Here is a 13,153-nt window from a genome sequence, read left to right as displayed (position 1 = left end):
AAGGCAGCAGCCGAGGCCGTCTGAACGTTCGTACTGAACCGTCAGACGCCTCTTACGGGTTTCTGTCGACGAAGCCTGGCCTCGGCCAGGCTTCGTGCTATCGGAAGCTCGCTGCGGCGGCCTTTTACCTCTGGATATCTTGATGCGCAGTCCCTATTGGTTGTTCCTCGTCCTGCTCCTGCTGCTCGGCGGCCTGCAGTACCGCCTTTGGGTGGGTAACGGCAGCCTGGCGCAAGTGGCCGAGCTCAAGCAGCAGATCGCCGAACAGCATGCGGAGAACGAGCGGCTGCTCGAGCGCAATCGCGTGCTGGATGCTGAAGTTCTGGAGTTGAAAAAAGGTATGGAGACCGTGGAAGAGCGGGCTCGTCACGAGTTGGGGATGGTCAAGGAGGGCGAAACCCTCTACCAGTTGCCGCAGAAATGACGCAGACGCTACCGGCTTTCTGGGCCGTGATTCCCGCTGCGGGCATTGGTGCCCGCATGGCTGCCGATCGCCCCAAGCAGTACTTGCAGCTGGGCGGGCAGACCCTTCTCGAGCATAGCCTCGACTGTTTTCTCGACCACCCCGCGCTCAAGGGTGTGGTGGTCAGCATTGCCCCTGATGACCCCTATTGGCCCGGCCTGCGCTGTGCCAGCGACCCGCGCATCCAACGGGCGGCCGGTGGTCGCGAGCGGGCTGACTCGGTGCTCAATGCATTGCTGCTGCTGCATGCCCAAGGTGCGGCTGACAACGACTGGGTGCTGGTGCATGACGCGGCGCGGCCGAACCTCGCGCGCAGTGACCTGGACCGACTGCTTTCGGAGTTGGCCGATGACCCTGTTGGTGGTTTGCTGGCAGTGCCCGCGCGTGACACGCTCAAGCGTGCCGATGCCAGTGGGCGGGTCAGTGTCACGGTGGATCGCAGCACTATCTGGCAGGCCTACACACCGCAGATGTTCCGTCTGGGCGCCTTGCACCGGGCCCTGGCCGAGTGCCTGGTCTCCGATGTGGTGGTCACGGACGAGGCCTCGGCCATCGAATGGTCCGGGCAGGCACCACGCTTGATCGAAGGGCGCAGCGACAACATCAAGGTCACCCGCCCGGAAGACCTGGAATGGTTGCGCCAGCGTTGGGCGACGCGGCGCTGAAGGCTTGACGCCTGCGTCGGATTCTTCGCGGGTAAACCGGCTCCCACGACGCTGCGCTCAAGCCTTGCGCAATCCCTGTGGGGGTTACCCGCGAAGAGGTCGCCCGAATCTCTCAGCCTTGCCGATACTCGGGCAGCCCCGCCAGCCCTTCCCTTAAATAATCCACCAGCCGCCGTACTTTCGGTGACAAGTGCCGTTGCTGAGGGTACAGCGCCCACACCGCCGTGTTCGGTGGCTGATGCGCTTCGAGCAACGACACCAGCGCACCGCTGTTGAGGTGCTCGAGCACGTAGTAATCCGGCAACTGGCACAACCCCATGCCCAGCAACGCCGCATCCAGCACCGCCTGCCCGCTGTTGCAGCGCCAGTTGCCTTGCACCCGCTGGCTCAACTCCCGCCCATCCTGTTGCAACACCCAAAGGTCGGAGCTGCCGATCAGGCAGTTGTGCCGCGCCAGTTCCGACAGACTGTGGGGCCGTCCATAGCGCTCCAGGTAGGCAGGGGAGGCGCACAGGTACATGCGCCGTGGGGCGAGGCGGGTGGCCACAAGGCGTGAGTCCTGCAAGCGCCCGAGGCGTATGGCCAGGTCCATCCCTTCATGCACCAGGTCCAATGTGCGGTTGCTCAGTTCCACTTCGACGCGCAATTGCGGATACAGGGCCATGAAGCGCGTCACCAGGGGCACGATGAAGCGTTCGCCGTAAGCCACCGCACAGGTCATGCGCAACAGGCCTTTGGGTTCGCTGGCCAGATCGCCCATGGCGCGCAGGGCTTCTTCGCGCCCGTCCTGCAAGCGCTGGCAGTGTTGCAGGAAGGTCTGGCCGGCCTCGCTCAAGGTCACCCGCCGGGTACTGCGGTACAGAAGCCGTGTTTGCAGGCGCTCTTCCAGGCGGGCGATCTGCCGGCTGATGTGCGAGGACGAAACACCCAGGCGTTCGGCGGCGGCGGTGAACTGACCTGACTCGGCCACCGCGACGAATTCATCGATGCCTTCCCAGCGACTGCTCATTGATTATCCCTGTATGGCAATAATGTTTTTACTTCAGTCGGATTATTCATCAAAAGCGCCTGAATTACACTGGCACGCAGCAACCATCCCTTGTCTGGAGTCCCGTTGATGATCAAGTCCCGCGCCGCTGTTGCCTTCGAGGCCAAGAAACCCCTGGAAATCGTCGAAGTCGACGTGGCCATGCCCAAGGCCGGCGAAGTGCTCCTGCGTGTGGTGGCCAGCGGTGTCTGCCACACCGATGCCTACACCCTGTCGGGCGCTGACCCGGAAGGCATCTTCCCGTCGATTCTCGGTCACGAGGGCGGTGCGATCGTCGAAGCAGTGGGCGAGGGCGTTACATCGGTCGCCGTCGGCGACCATGTGATCCCGCTGTACACCCCCGAATGCGGACAGTGCAAATTCTGCCGCTCGGGCAAGACCAACCTGTGCCAGGCCATTCGCGCCACCCAAGGCAAGGGCCTGATGCCTGACGGCACCACCCGTTTCTCCTACAAAGGCCAGCAACTGTTCCACTACATGGGCACCTCGACCTTCTCCGAGTACACCGTGTTGCCGGAAATCTCCGTGGCCAAGATCGCCAAGGATGCGCCGCTGGAGAAGGTCTGCCTGCTCGGTTGCGGCGTCACCACCGGTATCGGCGCCGTGCTCAACACCGCCAAGGTCAAGGCTGGCGACACCGTGGCCATCTTCGGGCTGGGCGGCATCGGCCTGTCGGCAGTGATCGGCGCGGTGAAGGCCAAAGCCTCGCGCATCATCGCCATCGACATCAACCCGGCCAAATTCGAGATCGCTCGTCAACTGGGCGCCACCGACTGCGTCAACCCGAAAGACTACGACCGCCCTATCCAGGAAGTGATCGTCGATCTCACCGACGGTGGTGTGGACTTCTCCTTCGAATGTATCGGCAATGTGCAACTGATGCGTGCCGCGCTGGAGTGCTGCCACAAGGGCTGGGGCGAGTCGGTGATCATCGGCGTGGCCGGTGCCGGCCAGGAAATTTCCACCCGTCCGTTCCAGCTGGTGACCGGCCGCGTCTGGCGTGGTTCGGCATTCGGCGGCGTGCGTGGTCGCAGCGAGCTGCCGAGCTACGTGGAAATGTCGCAGAAAGGCGAAATCCCGCTGGATACCTTCATCACCCACACCATGGGCCTGGAGGACATCAACAAAGCCTTCGACCTGATGCATGAAGGCAAGAGCATCCGTAGCGTCATCCACTTCTGAGGTCTGTCATGAGCCTGGAAAACATCTCCTGCCAGAAGAGCTTCGGCGGCTGGCACAAGCGCTACCGCCACCACTCCAAGGTGCTGGGCTGCGACATGGTGTTCGCCGTGTACCTGCCGCCGCAGGCCGAGCAGGGCGAGAAGCTGCCGGTGCTGTACTGGCTCAGCGGTCTGACTTGCACGGACGAGAACTTCATGCAGAAGGCCGGCGCCCAGCGCCTGGCCGCAGAGCTTGGCCTGATCATCGTCGCGCCCGACACCAGCCCGCGGGGCGAGCAGGTGCCGGGAGACCCGGATGGCGCCTGGGACTTTGGCCTGGGCGCAGGCTTCTACCTCAACGCCACCCAGCAGCCCTGGGCTCAGCATTACCGCATGCACGACTATGTGGTGCAGGAGCTGCCCGCCTTGGTCGAGGCGCATTTCCCGGCTTCTGGCCTTCGCAGCATCAGCGGTCACTCCATGGGTGGCCATGGGGCCCTGGTGTGCGCTTTGCGCAACCCCGGGCGCTACCGTTCGGTGTCGGCATTTTCGCCAATCAGCAATCCGATGGATTGCCCGTGGGGCGAGAAAGCCTTCTCCCGTTACCTGGGGGACGACCGGGCGCGCTGGCGCGAATGGGATGCCAGCGTGCTGCTGGCCGAGACAGCCGCCGGGCAATGTCCGCCGCTGCTGGTCGACCAGGGTGACCGGGATGACTTTCTCGAGAAGCAGCTCAAGCCGCAGGCGCTGGAGCAAGCTGCGCGCAAGGGGGGGCATGAGCTGACCCTACGTCTACAGCCTGGCTACGACCACAGCTATTACTTCATCGCCAGCTTCATCGATGAACACCTGCGTCATCACGCGGTGGCGTTGGGCAGGGTCTGAACCGGGGGGGCCGCTTTGCGGCCCTTTCGCGGCTTAGGGCACTGTGGGGAAAGGGGTTGCAAAGCAGCCCCAATATCCAGCAAAGCAGGTAGAATCCAGCCCTGACTCATTCAGGGCTTTTTCTTATGCGTATTGGCCACGGCTACGATGTGCACCGTTTCTGCGACGGTGATTTCATTACCCTGGGTGGGGTGCGTATCCCCCACAAATACGGCCTGCTGGCCCATTCCGACGGCGATGTGCTGCTGCACGCGCTGAGCGATGCCTTGCTTGGCGCTGCGGCGTTGGGCGACATCGGCAAGCATTTCCCCGATACCGACCCTCAGTTCAAAGGGGCTGACAGCCGCGTGCTGCTGCGCCATGTGGTCGGCATCGTCCAGGCCAAGGGCTGGAAGGTCGGCAACGTCGACACCACCATCATTGCCCAGGCACCCAAGATGGCACCGCATATCCAGACCATGCGCCAGTTGATCGCCGAAGACCTGCAGGTCGAACTCGATCAGGTCAACGTCAAGGCCACCACCACCGAGAAGCTGGGCTTCACCGGCCGTGAGGAGGGCATCGCCGTGCATGCGGTGGCCCTGTTGCTGCCCGCATGACCGAACTGGATCTGCTGGGCCCGCGTGCCTCGGGCGAGTCGCTGGGGCACGCCGTGCTCAAGGCGGTGGCCGAAGACTTCCAGGTCGATGAAGTACTGGATATTCCCCTCTCCGGTCAGGGCGAGCACCTCTGGCTGTGGGTCGAAAAACGTGACCTGAACACCGAAGAAGCCGCCCGTCGACTGGCGCGCGCCGCCGGCGTGCCGGTGCGCTCGATCAGCTATGCCGGGCTCAAGGACCGACAGGCCCTGACCCGCCAGTGGTTCAGCCTGCACCTGCCGGGCAAGGCCGACCCGGACCTGTCCCGTGCCGAGGATGCCAGCCTGCGGGTGCTCAAGCAGGTGCGTCACCAGCGCAAGCTTCAGCGCGGCGCTCATTCGGCCAATGGCTTCACCTTGCGCCTCACGGCCCTTGCGGCCGATCACCAGGCGCTCGACGCACGTCTGGAGCACCTCAAGCAGCACGGGGTGCCCAACTATTTCGGTAGCCAGCGCTTTGGCCATGACGGCGGCAACGTGCATGACGCCCGTCAGTGGGCCGAGCGCAAGGCCCTGCCAGAGCAGCGTAATATCCGCTCGCGGCTGTTGTCCGCCGCGCGCAGCTACGTGTTCAACCAGGTGCTGGCTGCGCGTGTCGCCGATCGTAGCTGGAACGCCGCGCAGGTCGGCGACTTGCTGGCCTTCACCGACAGCCGCAGTTTCTTTGCAGCGGGCGAGCAGGAGTGTGCCGATCCACGGCTGGCGATCCTCGACCTGCACCCCACCGGACCGCTCTGGGGCGAAGGCGCCTCACCGGCCAGCGGCGAGACGTCTATGCTGGAGACAGCCATCGGCGATCAGCATCTGGCGCTGTGCCAGTGGTTGGCACAGGCAGGCATGAGTCACGAACGACGCATCCTGCGGCTCCCTATTGGCGGGCTGACGTGGCATTATCCCGAGCCTGATATCCTGCAACTGGAATTCGTCCTTCCGGCCGGATGCTTCGCCACCGTAGTGGTGCGCGAGCTCGTCGATCTGGTGCCGGCAGGGCAGACGGACAGCCCATGCGTATTCTGATTTCGAATGACGACGGTGTTACCGCACCCGGCCTTGCCGCGCTGCATGCTGCGTTGGTGGACTATGCCGAGTGCGTGGTGATTGCCCCGGATCAAGACAAGAGCGGTGCGAGCAGTTCGCTGACGCTGGACCGACCGCTGCATCCGCAGACCCTGGCCAACGGCTTCATCAGCCTCAACGGCACGCCGACCGACTGCGTACACCTGGGGCTCAATGGGTTGCTGCCCGAGACGCCCGAGATGGTCGTGTCCGGTATCAACCTGGGGGCCAACCTGGGGGACGACGTGCTCTATTCCGGCACGGTCGCCGCGGCATTGGAGGGGCGCTTCCTGGGCGGTACGTCGCTGGCGTTCTCGCTGTTGTCGCGCCTGCCGGACAACCTGCCGACGGCGGCCTATATCGCCCGCCGTCTGGTGGAGGCGCAGTCGCGTCTGGAGCTGCCTCCTCGCACCGTGCTCAATGTGAACATCCCCAACCTGCCCCTGGAACACATTCGTGGCATCCAGCTCACCCGTCTCGGCCATCGGGCACGGGCGGCGGCGCCGACCAAGGTGGTCAACCCGCGCGGCAAGGAAGGCTACTGGATCGCCGTGGCCGGTGACGCCGAGGACGGCGGGCCTGGGACCGACTTCCACGCGGTGATGCAGGGGTATGTGTCGATCACCCCGCTGCAACTGGACCGCACCTTCAACGAAGCCTTCGAGCGTCTCGACGGCTGGCTGGAGGGACTGCTCTGATGCGCGAACAGGACGATCTGCTGCGCCGAGGTATCGGCATGACCTCCCAGCGTACGCGGGAGCGATTGATCCAGCGTCTGTATGAAGAAGGCGTCTCGAACACCCAGGTGCTCGATGTCATCCGTCGTACCCCGCGCCATCTGTTCGTCGATGAGGCACTGGCGCACCGGGCCTATGAGGACACCGCGCTGCCGATCGGGCACAACCAGACCATCTCTCAGCCGTTCATGGTGGCGCACATGAGCGAGCTGTTGCTGGAGGCGGGGCCGTTGGACAAGGTCCTGGAGATCGGTACGGGTTCGGGCTACCAGACCGCCATTCTGGCGCAGTTGGTGGAACGGGTGTTTTCGGTGGAGCGGATCAAGGTTCTGCAGGATCGGGCCAAGGAGCGTCTGGTCGAGCTCAATCTGCGCAACGTGGTGTTTCGCTGGGGCGATGGCTGCGAGGGATGGCCTGCGCTGGCGCCCTACAATGGCATCATCGTGACCGCCGTGGCACCGGAAGTTCCCCAGGCCTTGCTGGACCAGCTGGCACCGGGCGGGCGCATGGTGATCCCGGTGGGCGCTGCCGGGGAGTCCCAGCAGTTGATGTTGATCGTGCGCGAGGAGCATGGGTTCTCCCGCCGCGTACTGGGCGCCGTGCGTTTCGTGCCATTGCTCAATGGCCCGGTGGCGTGAGGGTGCGCTGAATATTTGCGTCGTCGACGAATTCTTGTGCCGCGAACCTGTCTATCGTGCGGGGTTTCGTCGCGCTTTTCGCGGCGCCTGAGCCAGCCACCCAAGCCGGTCTGTCTCGTTTATAATTGCAACAATATTGCATTTCGTATCGTCATATCGTTTTTCGGCACCATGAGGGGAGCGCGGGTGGGTCACACAATCATGCGGCAACGCAAGGATCGGTCGGTTTTCAAGCTTCTGGTGATTGCGCTGGCCATGGCGACATCGCTGGCGGGCTGCTCCAGCACCGGTTCGAGTGGCGCCCGTGTGGTAGATCGCAATAACACGGTACCCAAGCGCCCGACCGTCACCTCCGGGCAGTATGTGGTCAAGCCTGGCGACACCCTGTACTCCATCGCCTTCCGCTACGGCTGGGACTACAAGGAGCTGGCCGCGCGCAACGGCATTCCGGCGCCCTATACCATTCGCCCCGGCCAGCCGATCCGCTTCAGCAGCGGCAGCGGTGGCAGCACCACGGTGGTGTCCAGCCCATCCTCCTCGAGCAAGACCACGGTCATCCGCCGCCCAGTGGGAAGCACCTCCACGCCGCCTGCCAGCAACAGCAGCAAACCGGTCACACCACCCGCAACGACCACCGCCCCAGTGGTCACGCAGGTGCCCGCCGCCGAGCGTTCCGTGGGGGGCTGGACCTGGCCTGCCAACGGTGTGCTGATTGGAAAATTCGCTTCAAACGGTAGTTTGAATAAAGGCATTGATATCGCCGGTGATTTGGGACAGCCTGTTTTTGCTGCGTCTGGTGGTTCAGTGGTGTACGCCGGGAGTGGCTTGAGGGGCTACGGCGAGCTGATCATCATCAAGCACAACGATACCTACGTCAGTGCCTACGGTCATAACCGCAGGCTTTTGGTTCGGGAGGGGCAGCAGGTCAAGGCAGGGCAGACGATCGCTGAAATGGGGTCCACGGGCACTGATCGGGTGAAGCTGCATTTCGAGATTCGCCGCCAGGGTAAACCCGTCGATCCGCTCCAGTTCTTGCCACGTCGTTGATCTTTGCACCCGGCCTGTTCCTGCTGACGTAGAGGGGACAGGCTCCAGCGCTGCCAGGGAAACAGGTGCCGCTCGAGTCTGAGTTCGAACTCAGCAAAGGACTATAACAATGGCTCTCAGCAAAGAAGTGCCGGAGTTTGACATCGACGATGACCTCCTGTTGATGGAGACGGGCATCGTTTTGGAAACGGATGTGGTGTCAGACGAACCTGCTGTACCTTCGGTTCGGACCAAGGCCAAACAAGGCTCATCGCTCAAACAGCACAAGTACATCGATTACAGCCGGGCGCTCGACGCCACCCAGCTGTATCTCAACGAAATCGGCTTCTCTCCACTGCTCTCCCCCGAAGAGGAAGTGCACTACGCACGCCTGTCGCAAAAAGGCGATCCGGCTGGCCGTAAGCGCATGATCGAGAGCAACCTGCGCCTGGTGGTCAAGATCGCGCGTCGCTACGTCAATCGTGGCCTGTCGCTGCTCGACCTGATCGAAGAGGGCAACCTCGGCCTGATCCGCGCGGTGGAGAAGTTCGACCCGGAGCGTGGTTTCCGATTCTCGACCTATGCGACCTGGTGGATTCGCCAGACGATCGAGCGGGCGATCATGAACCAGACCCGCACCATCCGCCTGCCGATCCACGTGGTCAAGGAACTCAACGTCTACCTGCGTGCCGCGCGGGAGCTGACCCAGAAGCTCGACCATGAGCCATCCCCGGAGGAAATCGCCGGGCTGCTGGAAAAACCGGTAGCCGAGGTCAAGCGCATGCTTGGGCTCAACGAGCGTGTCTCTTCGGTGGACGTTTCGCTCGGCCCGGACTCCGATAAGACCCTGCTCGATACCCTGACGGACGATCGCCCGACGGACCCATGCGAGCTGCTGCAAGATGACGACCTCTCCCAGAGCATCGATCAATGGCTGGGCGAGCTGACCGACAAGCAGCGTGAGGTGGTGGTGCGTCGATTCGGCCTGCGTGGCCACGAGAGCAGTACCCTTGAGGATGTAGGGCTGGAAATCGGCCTGACCCGGGAGCGAGTGCGGCAGATCCAGGTCGAGGGGCTCAAGCGTCTGCGCGAGATCCTCGAAAAGAACGGTCTCTCGAGCGAGTCGCTGTTCCAGTAAACGCGAGTGCAACGCCCAACGCCCCGATCTCGGGGCGTTTTTGTATCTGCAAGGATTGTTTACTTTGCTACCTACGTTGCTTTGCGTGTAAGAGATCGCTTACTCATGGTGTAAGACTTCCCCGTAAGGATCAGTAAATCATTGTCGTTTCTAAGCGATCTATTTAGGTAAACAACTGAAATATAACGGCTTTTTTGATATTAAAAGATGTGTCGGCTGTAGCGTTTTGAGAGGTTTAGCCCTTGCTCACCAGGCAGGAATGGCTAGTATTCGAACTGTGTCGACGGACTGACACAGCCTTCAAGGATGAAGGTCAAGGACATCGCAAGATGCGATTCATCAGGATGATGTTTAGGACAAGCAGGGACTACGGAAAAAATGTGGGCGGGTCAAACCGCCCCTTTTTTTGCCTTGAATTTAGTGGCAGGGGCCACCCCTCGGGTTTGTGGAAGCGCCCACGAACCGATCGATTCCCCGCTTGGCTTCGAATGAAGTCATCTCGGCCCTTGAGGCTGCGTTGCAGCCCCATCGCCAGTTCGCCAGCCCCTACAAAAACGGGCGTACTTTCGAGTGAATACACACAAATGAAAAAGGCCCCAATTGGGGCCTTTTCGTATCCAGACGCTATCAGCGTTCCAGATCTGCAATCTTGCCAGGCTTGCCATCCCACTCTTCAGCGTCAGGCAGGGCATCCTTACGCTCGGTGATGTTCGGCCAGATCTCCGCCAGTTCGGCGTTGAGCTCGATGAAGTTCTCCATGCCGGCAGGCACTTCGTCTTCCGAGAAAATGGCTTGGGCTGGGCATTCCGGTTCGCACAGGGCGCAGTCGATGCACTCGTCCGGGTGGATGACCAGGAAGTTCGGGCCTTCGTAGAAGCAGTCCACCGGACAGACTTCCACGCAGTCGGTGTACTTGCATTTGATGCAGTTGTCGGTGACGACGAAGGTCATTTCTAATTTTCTCCTCAGGCGACGGCGGCGGCCCTTCCTCATCAGGGCCGCGCGGTTTACAGGCATTGGCTGCAGGCCAGGCTAATAACCTGCAGCACCAGCAAACCGCGGCGGATTCTACCAGTTTGTAATGGACGCCGTTATAACAGGTTTTTCAGTTGATATAGCGTTTCGATAGCTTGGCGTGGCGTCATGTTGTCCAGGTCCAGCTTGCCCAGCTTCTCGATGGCTGGATGTGGCAGGCTGGCGAACAGATCGCTCTGGTGCGGCACCTGCGGCTCGCCCTTGGCAGCCTGGATCGGCTGTTCATGGGGCAAGCTGGTGGTCTCCAGACGGCCCAGGTGTTCGCGGGCTCGCTGGATCACCGGCGAGGGCACGCCAGCCAGTTGCGCCACGGCCAGGCCATAGCTCTGGCTGGCAGGGCCCGGCAGGACGTGGTGCAGGAAGACGATCCGCTCGTTGTGCTCGGTGGCGTTCAGGTGCACGTTGGCCACCAGCGGCTCGCTCTCCGGCAGCACGGTCAGCTCGAAGTAGTGCGTGGCGAACAGGGTGTAGGCGCGTAAGTGGGCCAGACGTTCGGCCGCGGCCCAGGCCAGGGACAAGCCATCGAAGGTGCTGGTGCCACGGCCCACTTCGTCCATCAGCACCAGGCTGCGGTCGGTGGCGTTGTGCAGGATGTTCGCGGTTTCGCTCATCTCGACCATGAACGTCGAGCGGCCACCGGCCAAATCGTCGCTCGAGCCAATACGGGTGAAGATGCGGTCTACCAGCGACAGTTCGCAGCGCGCCGCCGGCACGAAGCTGCCGATGTGCGCCATCAGTACGATCAAGGCGGTCTGGCGCATATAGGTGGATTTACCACCCATGTTCGGGCCGGTGATGATCAGCATGCGCGTGCTGTTGTCCAGCGCCAGGTCGTTGGCCACGAACGGCGTGGTCAGCACCTGCTCGACGACCGGGTGGCGACCTTGATCGATGCGCAGGCAAGGCTCGTCGACAAAGCTTGGGCAGTTCAGGTCCAGGTTCAGGGCCCGTTCGGCCAGGTTGCTCAGCACGTCCAGTTCGGCCAGGGCCGCGGCGCTGTCCTGCAACGGTGCCAGGTGGCCGATCAGGGTCTCGAGCAAGGCGTCATAGAGCATCTTTTCCCGGGCCAGGGCGCGGCTCTTGGCCGACAGCGCCTTGTCCTCGAAGGCCTTGAGCTCGGGGGTGATGAAGCGCTCGGCGCCCTTGAGGGTCTGGCGCCGGATGTAGTCGGCTGGCGCCTGTTCGGCTTGCTTGGTCGGCAGCTCGATGAAATAGCCGTGCACCCGGTTGTAGCCGACCTTGAGGTTGGCCAGGCCTGTGCGGGCCTTTTCGCGGGCTTCCAGATCGATCAGGAACTGGCCGGCGTTCTCGCTCATGGCCAGCAGTTCGTCCAGCTCAGCGTCGTAGCCGGTCTTGAGTACACCGCCGTCGCGGATGACCGCTGGCGGATTGTCCAGAATCGCGCGCTCCAGCAAGCTGGCCAGCTCCGGATAGGTGCCGGTGATGGCGGCCAGGCGTGCAAGGTGCGGTGCTTCGAGCTCGGCCATGGCGTTCTGCAGCTCGGGCAGGGCGCTGAGGGCATCGCGCAGGCGCGCGAGGTCTCGCGGACGGGCGTTGCGCAGGCCGATACGCGCGAGGATCCGCTCGATATCGCCGATTTCCTTGAGCTGCGGTTGCAGCTTCTCGAAGCGGTAGCTGTCCAGCAGGCAGCGGATCGAGTCCTGGCGGGCCTTGAGTACCTTGAGGTCGCGCAACGGGCGGTTCAGCCAGCGGGTCAGCAGGCGGCTGGCCATGGCGGTCTGGCAACGGTCGATGACCGATTGCAGGGTGTTGTCGCGACCACCGGCCAGGTTGATGTCCAGCTCCAGGTTGCGCCGGCTGGCGCCATCGAGGATCACGGTGTCATCCATGCGCTCATGGCGCAGGCTGCGCAGGTGAGGCAGGGTGGTGCGCTGGGTTTCCTTGGCGTAGGTCAGCAGGCAGCCGGCGGCGCCGATGGCCAGGGTCAGCTTGTCGCAGCCAAAGCCCTTGAGGTCCTGGGTCGCGAACTGCTGGCACAGGCTCTTGCGCGCCGAGTCTCGGTCGAAGTCCCAGGGCGCGCGGCGGCGGCAGCCTGGGCGTTTCTCGGCTGGCAGGCCCTGGGGCCAGTCGTCGGGGATCAACAGCTCGACCGGGTTGATGCGTTCGAGCTCGGCCAAGAGGTTTTCCCAGCCTTTGATCTCCTGCACGGTGAAGTTGCCGCTGGTGATGTCCAGTACGGCCAGGCCGAACAGGCGCTCGTCACCGAGCAGGGCAGCGATGAGATTGTCGCGGCGCTCGTCGAGCAGCGCTTCATCGCTGACCGTGCCAGGGGTGATGATCCGCACCACCTGGCGTTCCACCGGGCCCTTGCTGGTGGCCGGATCGCCGATCTGCTCGCAGATCACCACCGACTCGCCCAACTTGACCAGCTTGGCCAGGTAGCCTTCCAGCGAGTGGAAGGGGATCCCGCACATGGGGATCGACTGGCCGGCGGACTGGCCACGGGCGGTCAGGGTGATATCAAGCAGTTTGGCGGCTTTCTTCGCGTCTTCGTAGAAGATCTCGTAGAAATCGCCCATGCGGTAGAACATCAGCTGGTCTGGGTGCTGGTTTTTCAGCTTCCAGTACTGCTGCATCATCGGGGTATGATCGGAAAGACTGGACATTCAAGGCCTTGAAGCGATGCGTCTATTAGACAATTGCG

Annotated in this window: 13 protein-coding genes; 10 read left to right on the top strand and 3 right to left on the bottom strand. The window is 62.8% G+C overall.

Annotated features, from left to right (window positions below):
* Positions 1 to 142 precede the first annotated feature (142 nt).
* Together ftsB and ispD are read left to right on the top strand one after the other, a co-directional pair.
* Positions 143 to 424, top strand: coding sequence for a cell division protein FtsB (gene ftsB / locus ACNFCH_RS04150; protein ID WP_043208829.1), 282 nt, complete (start codon positions 143 to 145; stop codon positions 422 to 424).
* Positions 421 to 1,128, top strand: coding sequence for a 2-C-methyl-D-erythritol 4-phosphate cytidylyltransferase (gene ispD, locus ACNFCH_RS04145; RefSeq protein ID WP_416742318.1), 708 nt, complete (start codon positions 421 to 423; stop codon positions 1,126 to 1,128). The genes ftsB and ispD overlap by 4 nt, the downstream gene beginning before the upstream one ends.
* A gap of 112 nt (positions 1,129 to 1,240) precedes the next feature.
* Here ispD and ACNFCH_RS04140 read toward each other — a convergent pair whose 3' ends face one another.
* Positions 1,241 to 2,137 carry a LysR substrate-binding domain-containing protein gene (locus ACNFCH_RS04140; protein ID WP_416742317.1) on the bottom strand — a complete coding sequence of 299 codons (897 nt, stop codon included), beginning with the start codon at positions 2,135 to 2,137 and terminating at the stop codon, positions 1,241 to 1,243.
* Between the two features lie 108 nt (positions 2,138 to 2,245).
* Here ACNFCH_RS04140 and ACNFCH_RS04135 point away from each other — a divergent pair, with 108 nt between their 5' ends.
* From ACNFCH_RS04135 to rpoS, 8 genes are all read left to right on the top strand, one after another.
* Complete coding sequence (locus ACNFCH_RS04135) at positions 2,246 to 3,358, top strand: S-(hydroxymethyl)glutathione dehydrogenase/class III alcohol dehydrogenase (protein WP_196162759.1); 1,113 nt, start codon at positions 2,246 to 2,248, stop codon at positions 3,356 to 3,358.
* Positions 3,359 to 3,366: 8 nt separating this feature from the next.
* Positions 3,367 to 4,221 (top strand): S-formylglutathione hydrolase, encoded by an 855-nt coding sequence (gene fghA, locus ACNFCH_RS04130; protein ID WP_337158176.1) that lies wholly within the window; start codon positions 3,367 to 3,369, stop codon positions 4,219 to 4,221.
* 125 nt (positions 4,222 to 4,346) lie between these two features.
* The gene (gene ispF, locus ACNFCH_RS04125; protein WP_337158175.1) at positions 4,347 to 4,820 is read left to right on the top strand and encodes a 2-C-methyl-D-erythritol 2,4-cyclodiphosphate synthase; all 474 of its coding nucleotides are present in this window, start codon (positions 4,347 to 4,349) and stop codon (positions 4,818 to 4,820) included.
* On the top strand, positions 4,817 to 5,875 hold the full coding sequence (gene truD / locus ACNFCH_RS04120; RefSeq protein ID WP_416742316.1) for a tRNA pseudouridine(13) synthase TruD: 1,059 nt from the start codon (positions 4,817 to 4,819) through the stop codon (positions 5,873 to 5,875). The genes ispF and truD overlap by 4 nt, the downstream gene beginning before the upstream one ends.
* Complete coding sequence (gene surE, locus ACNFCH_RS04115; RefSeq protein ID WP_070094105.1) at positions 5,863 to 6,612, top strand: 5'/3'-nucleotidase SurE; 750 nt, start codon at positions 5,863 to 5,865, stop codon at positions 6,610 to 6,612. The genes truD and surE overlap by 13 nt, the downstream gene beginning before the upstream one ends.
* A gap of 38 nt (positions 6,613 to 6,650) precedes the next feature.
* Entirely contained in the window at positions 6,651 to 7,289 is a 639-nt protein-coding gene (locus ACNFCH_RS04110) for a protein-L-isoaspartate(D-aspartate) O-methyltransferase (RefSeq protein ID WP_196162926.1), read from the top strand.
* Positions 7,290 to 7,475: 186 nt separating this feature from the next.
* Complete coding sequence (locus tag ACNFCH_RS04105) at positions 7,476 to 8,336, top strand: peptidoglycan DD-metalloendopeptidase family protein (RefSeq protein ID WP_196167580.1); 861 nt, start codon at positions 7,476 to 7,478, stop codon at positions 8,334 to 8,336.
* A 109-nt stretch (positions 8,337 to 8,445) separates the two neighbouring features.
* A complete protein-coding gene (gene rpoS, locus ACNFCH_RS04100; RefSeq protein ID WP_043208809.1) occupies positions 8,446 to 9,453 on the top strand; it encodes an RNA polymerase sigma factor RpoS in 1,008 nt (335 codons plus the stop codon).
* A gap of 627 nt (positions 9,454 to 10,080) precedes the next feature.
* On the opposite strand, the gene fdxA is transcribed toward rpoS, so the two are convergent.
* Both fdxA and mutS read right to left on the bottom strand, forming a co-directional pair.
* Complete coding sequence (fdxA, locus tag ACNFCH_RS04095) at positions 10,081 to 10,404, bottom strand: ferredoxin FdxA (RefSeq protein WP_016392282.1); 324 nt, start codon at positions 10,402 to 10,404, stop codon at positions 10,081 to 10,083.
* A gap of 140 nt (positions 10,405 to 10,544) precedes the next feature.
* Positions 10,545 to 13,115: a DNA mismatch repair protein MutS gene (gene mutS, locus ACNFCH_RS04090; protein WP_337158172.1), complete on the bottom strand. Its 2,571-nt coding sequence runs from the start codon at positions 13,113 to 13,115 to the stop codon at positions 10,545 to 10,547.
* Between the last annotated feature and the right edge of the window lie 38 nt (positions 13,116 to 13,153).

The organism is Pseudomonas sp. NY15354, from assembly GCF_048068075.1.
Classification (GTDB): Bacteria; Pseudomonadota; Gammaproteobacteria; order Pseudomonadales; family Pseudomonadaceae; genus Aquipseudomonas; species Aquipseudomonas guariconensis_C.
Note: the sequence above shows the minus strand (reverse complement) of the source record. Positions and strands in the feature narration are given on the sequence as shown.

Bases quoted from the DNA above. Each gene is read 5' to 3' on its own strand.
- ftsB (WP_043208829.1), top strand. From the start codon at position 143: ATGCGCAGTCCCTATTGGTTGTTCCTCGTCCTGCTCCTGCTGCTCGGC.
- ispD (WP_416742318.1), top strand. From the start codon at position 421: ATGACGCAGACGCTACCGGCTTTCTGGGCCGTGATTCCCGCTGCGGGC.
- ACNFCH_RS04140 (WP_416742317.1), bottom strand. From the start codon at position 2,137: ATGAGCAGTCGCTGGGAAGGCATCGATGAATTCGTCGCGGTGGCCGAG.
- ACNFCH_RS04135 (WP_196162759.1), top strand. From the start codon at position 2,246: ATGATCAAGTCCCGCGCCGCTGTTGCCTTCGAGGCCAAGAAACCCCTG.
- fghA (WP_337158176.1), top strand. From the start codon at position 3,367: ATGAGCCTGGAAAACATCTCCTGCCAGAAGAGCTTCGGCGGCTGGCAC.
- ispF (WP_337158175.1), top strand. From the start codon at position 4,347: ATGCGTATTGGCCACGGCTACGATGTGCACCGTTTCTGCGACGGTGAT.
- truD (WP_416742316.1), top strand. From the start codon at position 4,817: ATGACCGAACTGGATCTGCTGGGCCCGCGTGCCTCGGGCGAGTCGCTG.
- surE (WP_070094105.1), top strand. From the start codon at position 5,863: ATGCGTATTCTGATTTCGAATGACGACGGTGTTACCGCACCCGGCCTT.
- ACNFCH_RS04110 (WP_196162926.1), top strand. From the start codon at position 6,651: ATGACCTCCCAGCGTACGCGGGAGCGATTGATCCAGCGTCTGTATGAA.
- rpoS (WP_043208809.1), top strand. From the start codon at position 8,446: ATGGCTCTCAGCAAAGAAGTGCCGGAGTTTGACATCGACGATGACCTC.
- fdxA (WP_016392282.1), bottom strand. From the start codon at position 10,404: ATGACCTTCGTCGTCACCGACAACTGCATCAAATGCAAGTACACCGAC.
- mutS (WP_337158172.1), bottom strand. From the start codon at position 13,115: ATGTCCAGTCTTTCCGATCATACCCCGATGATGCAGCAGTACTGGAAG.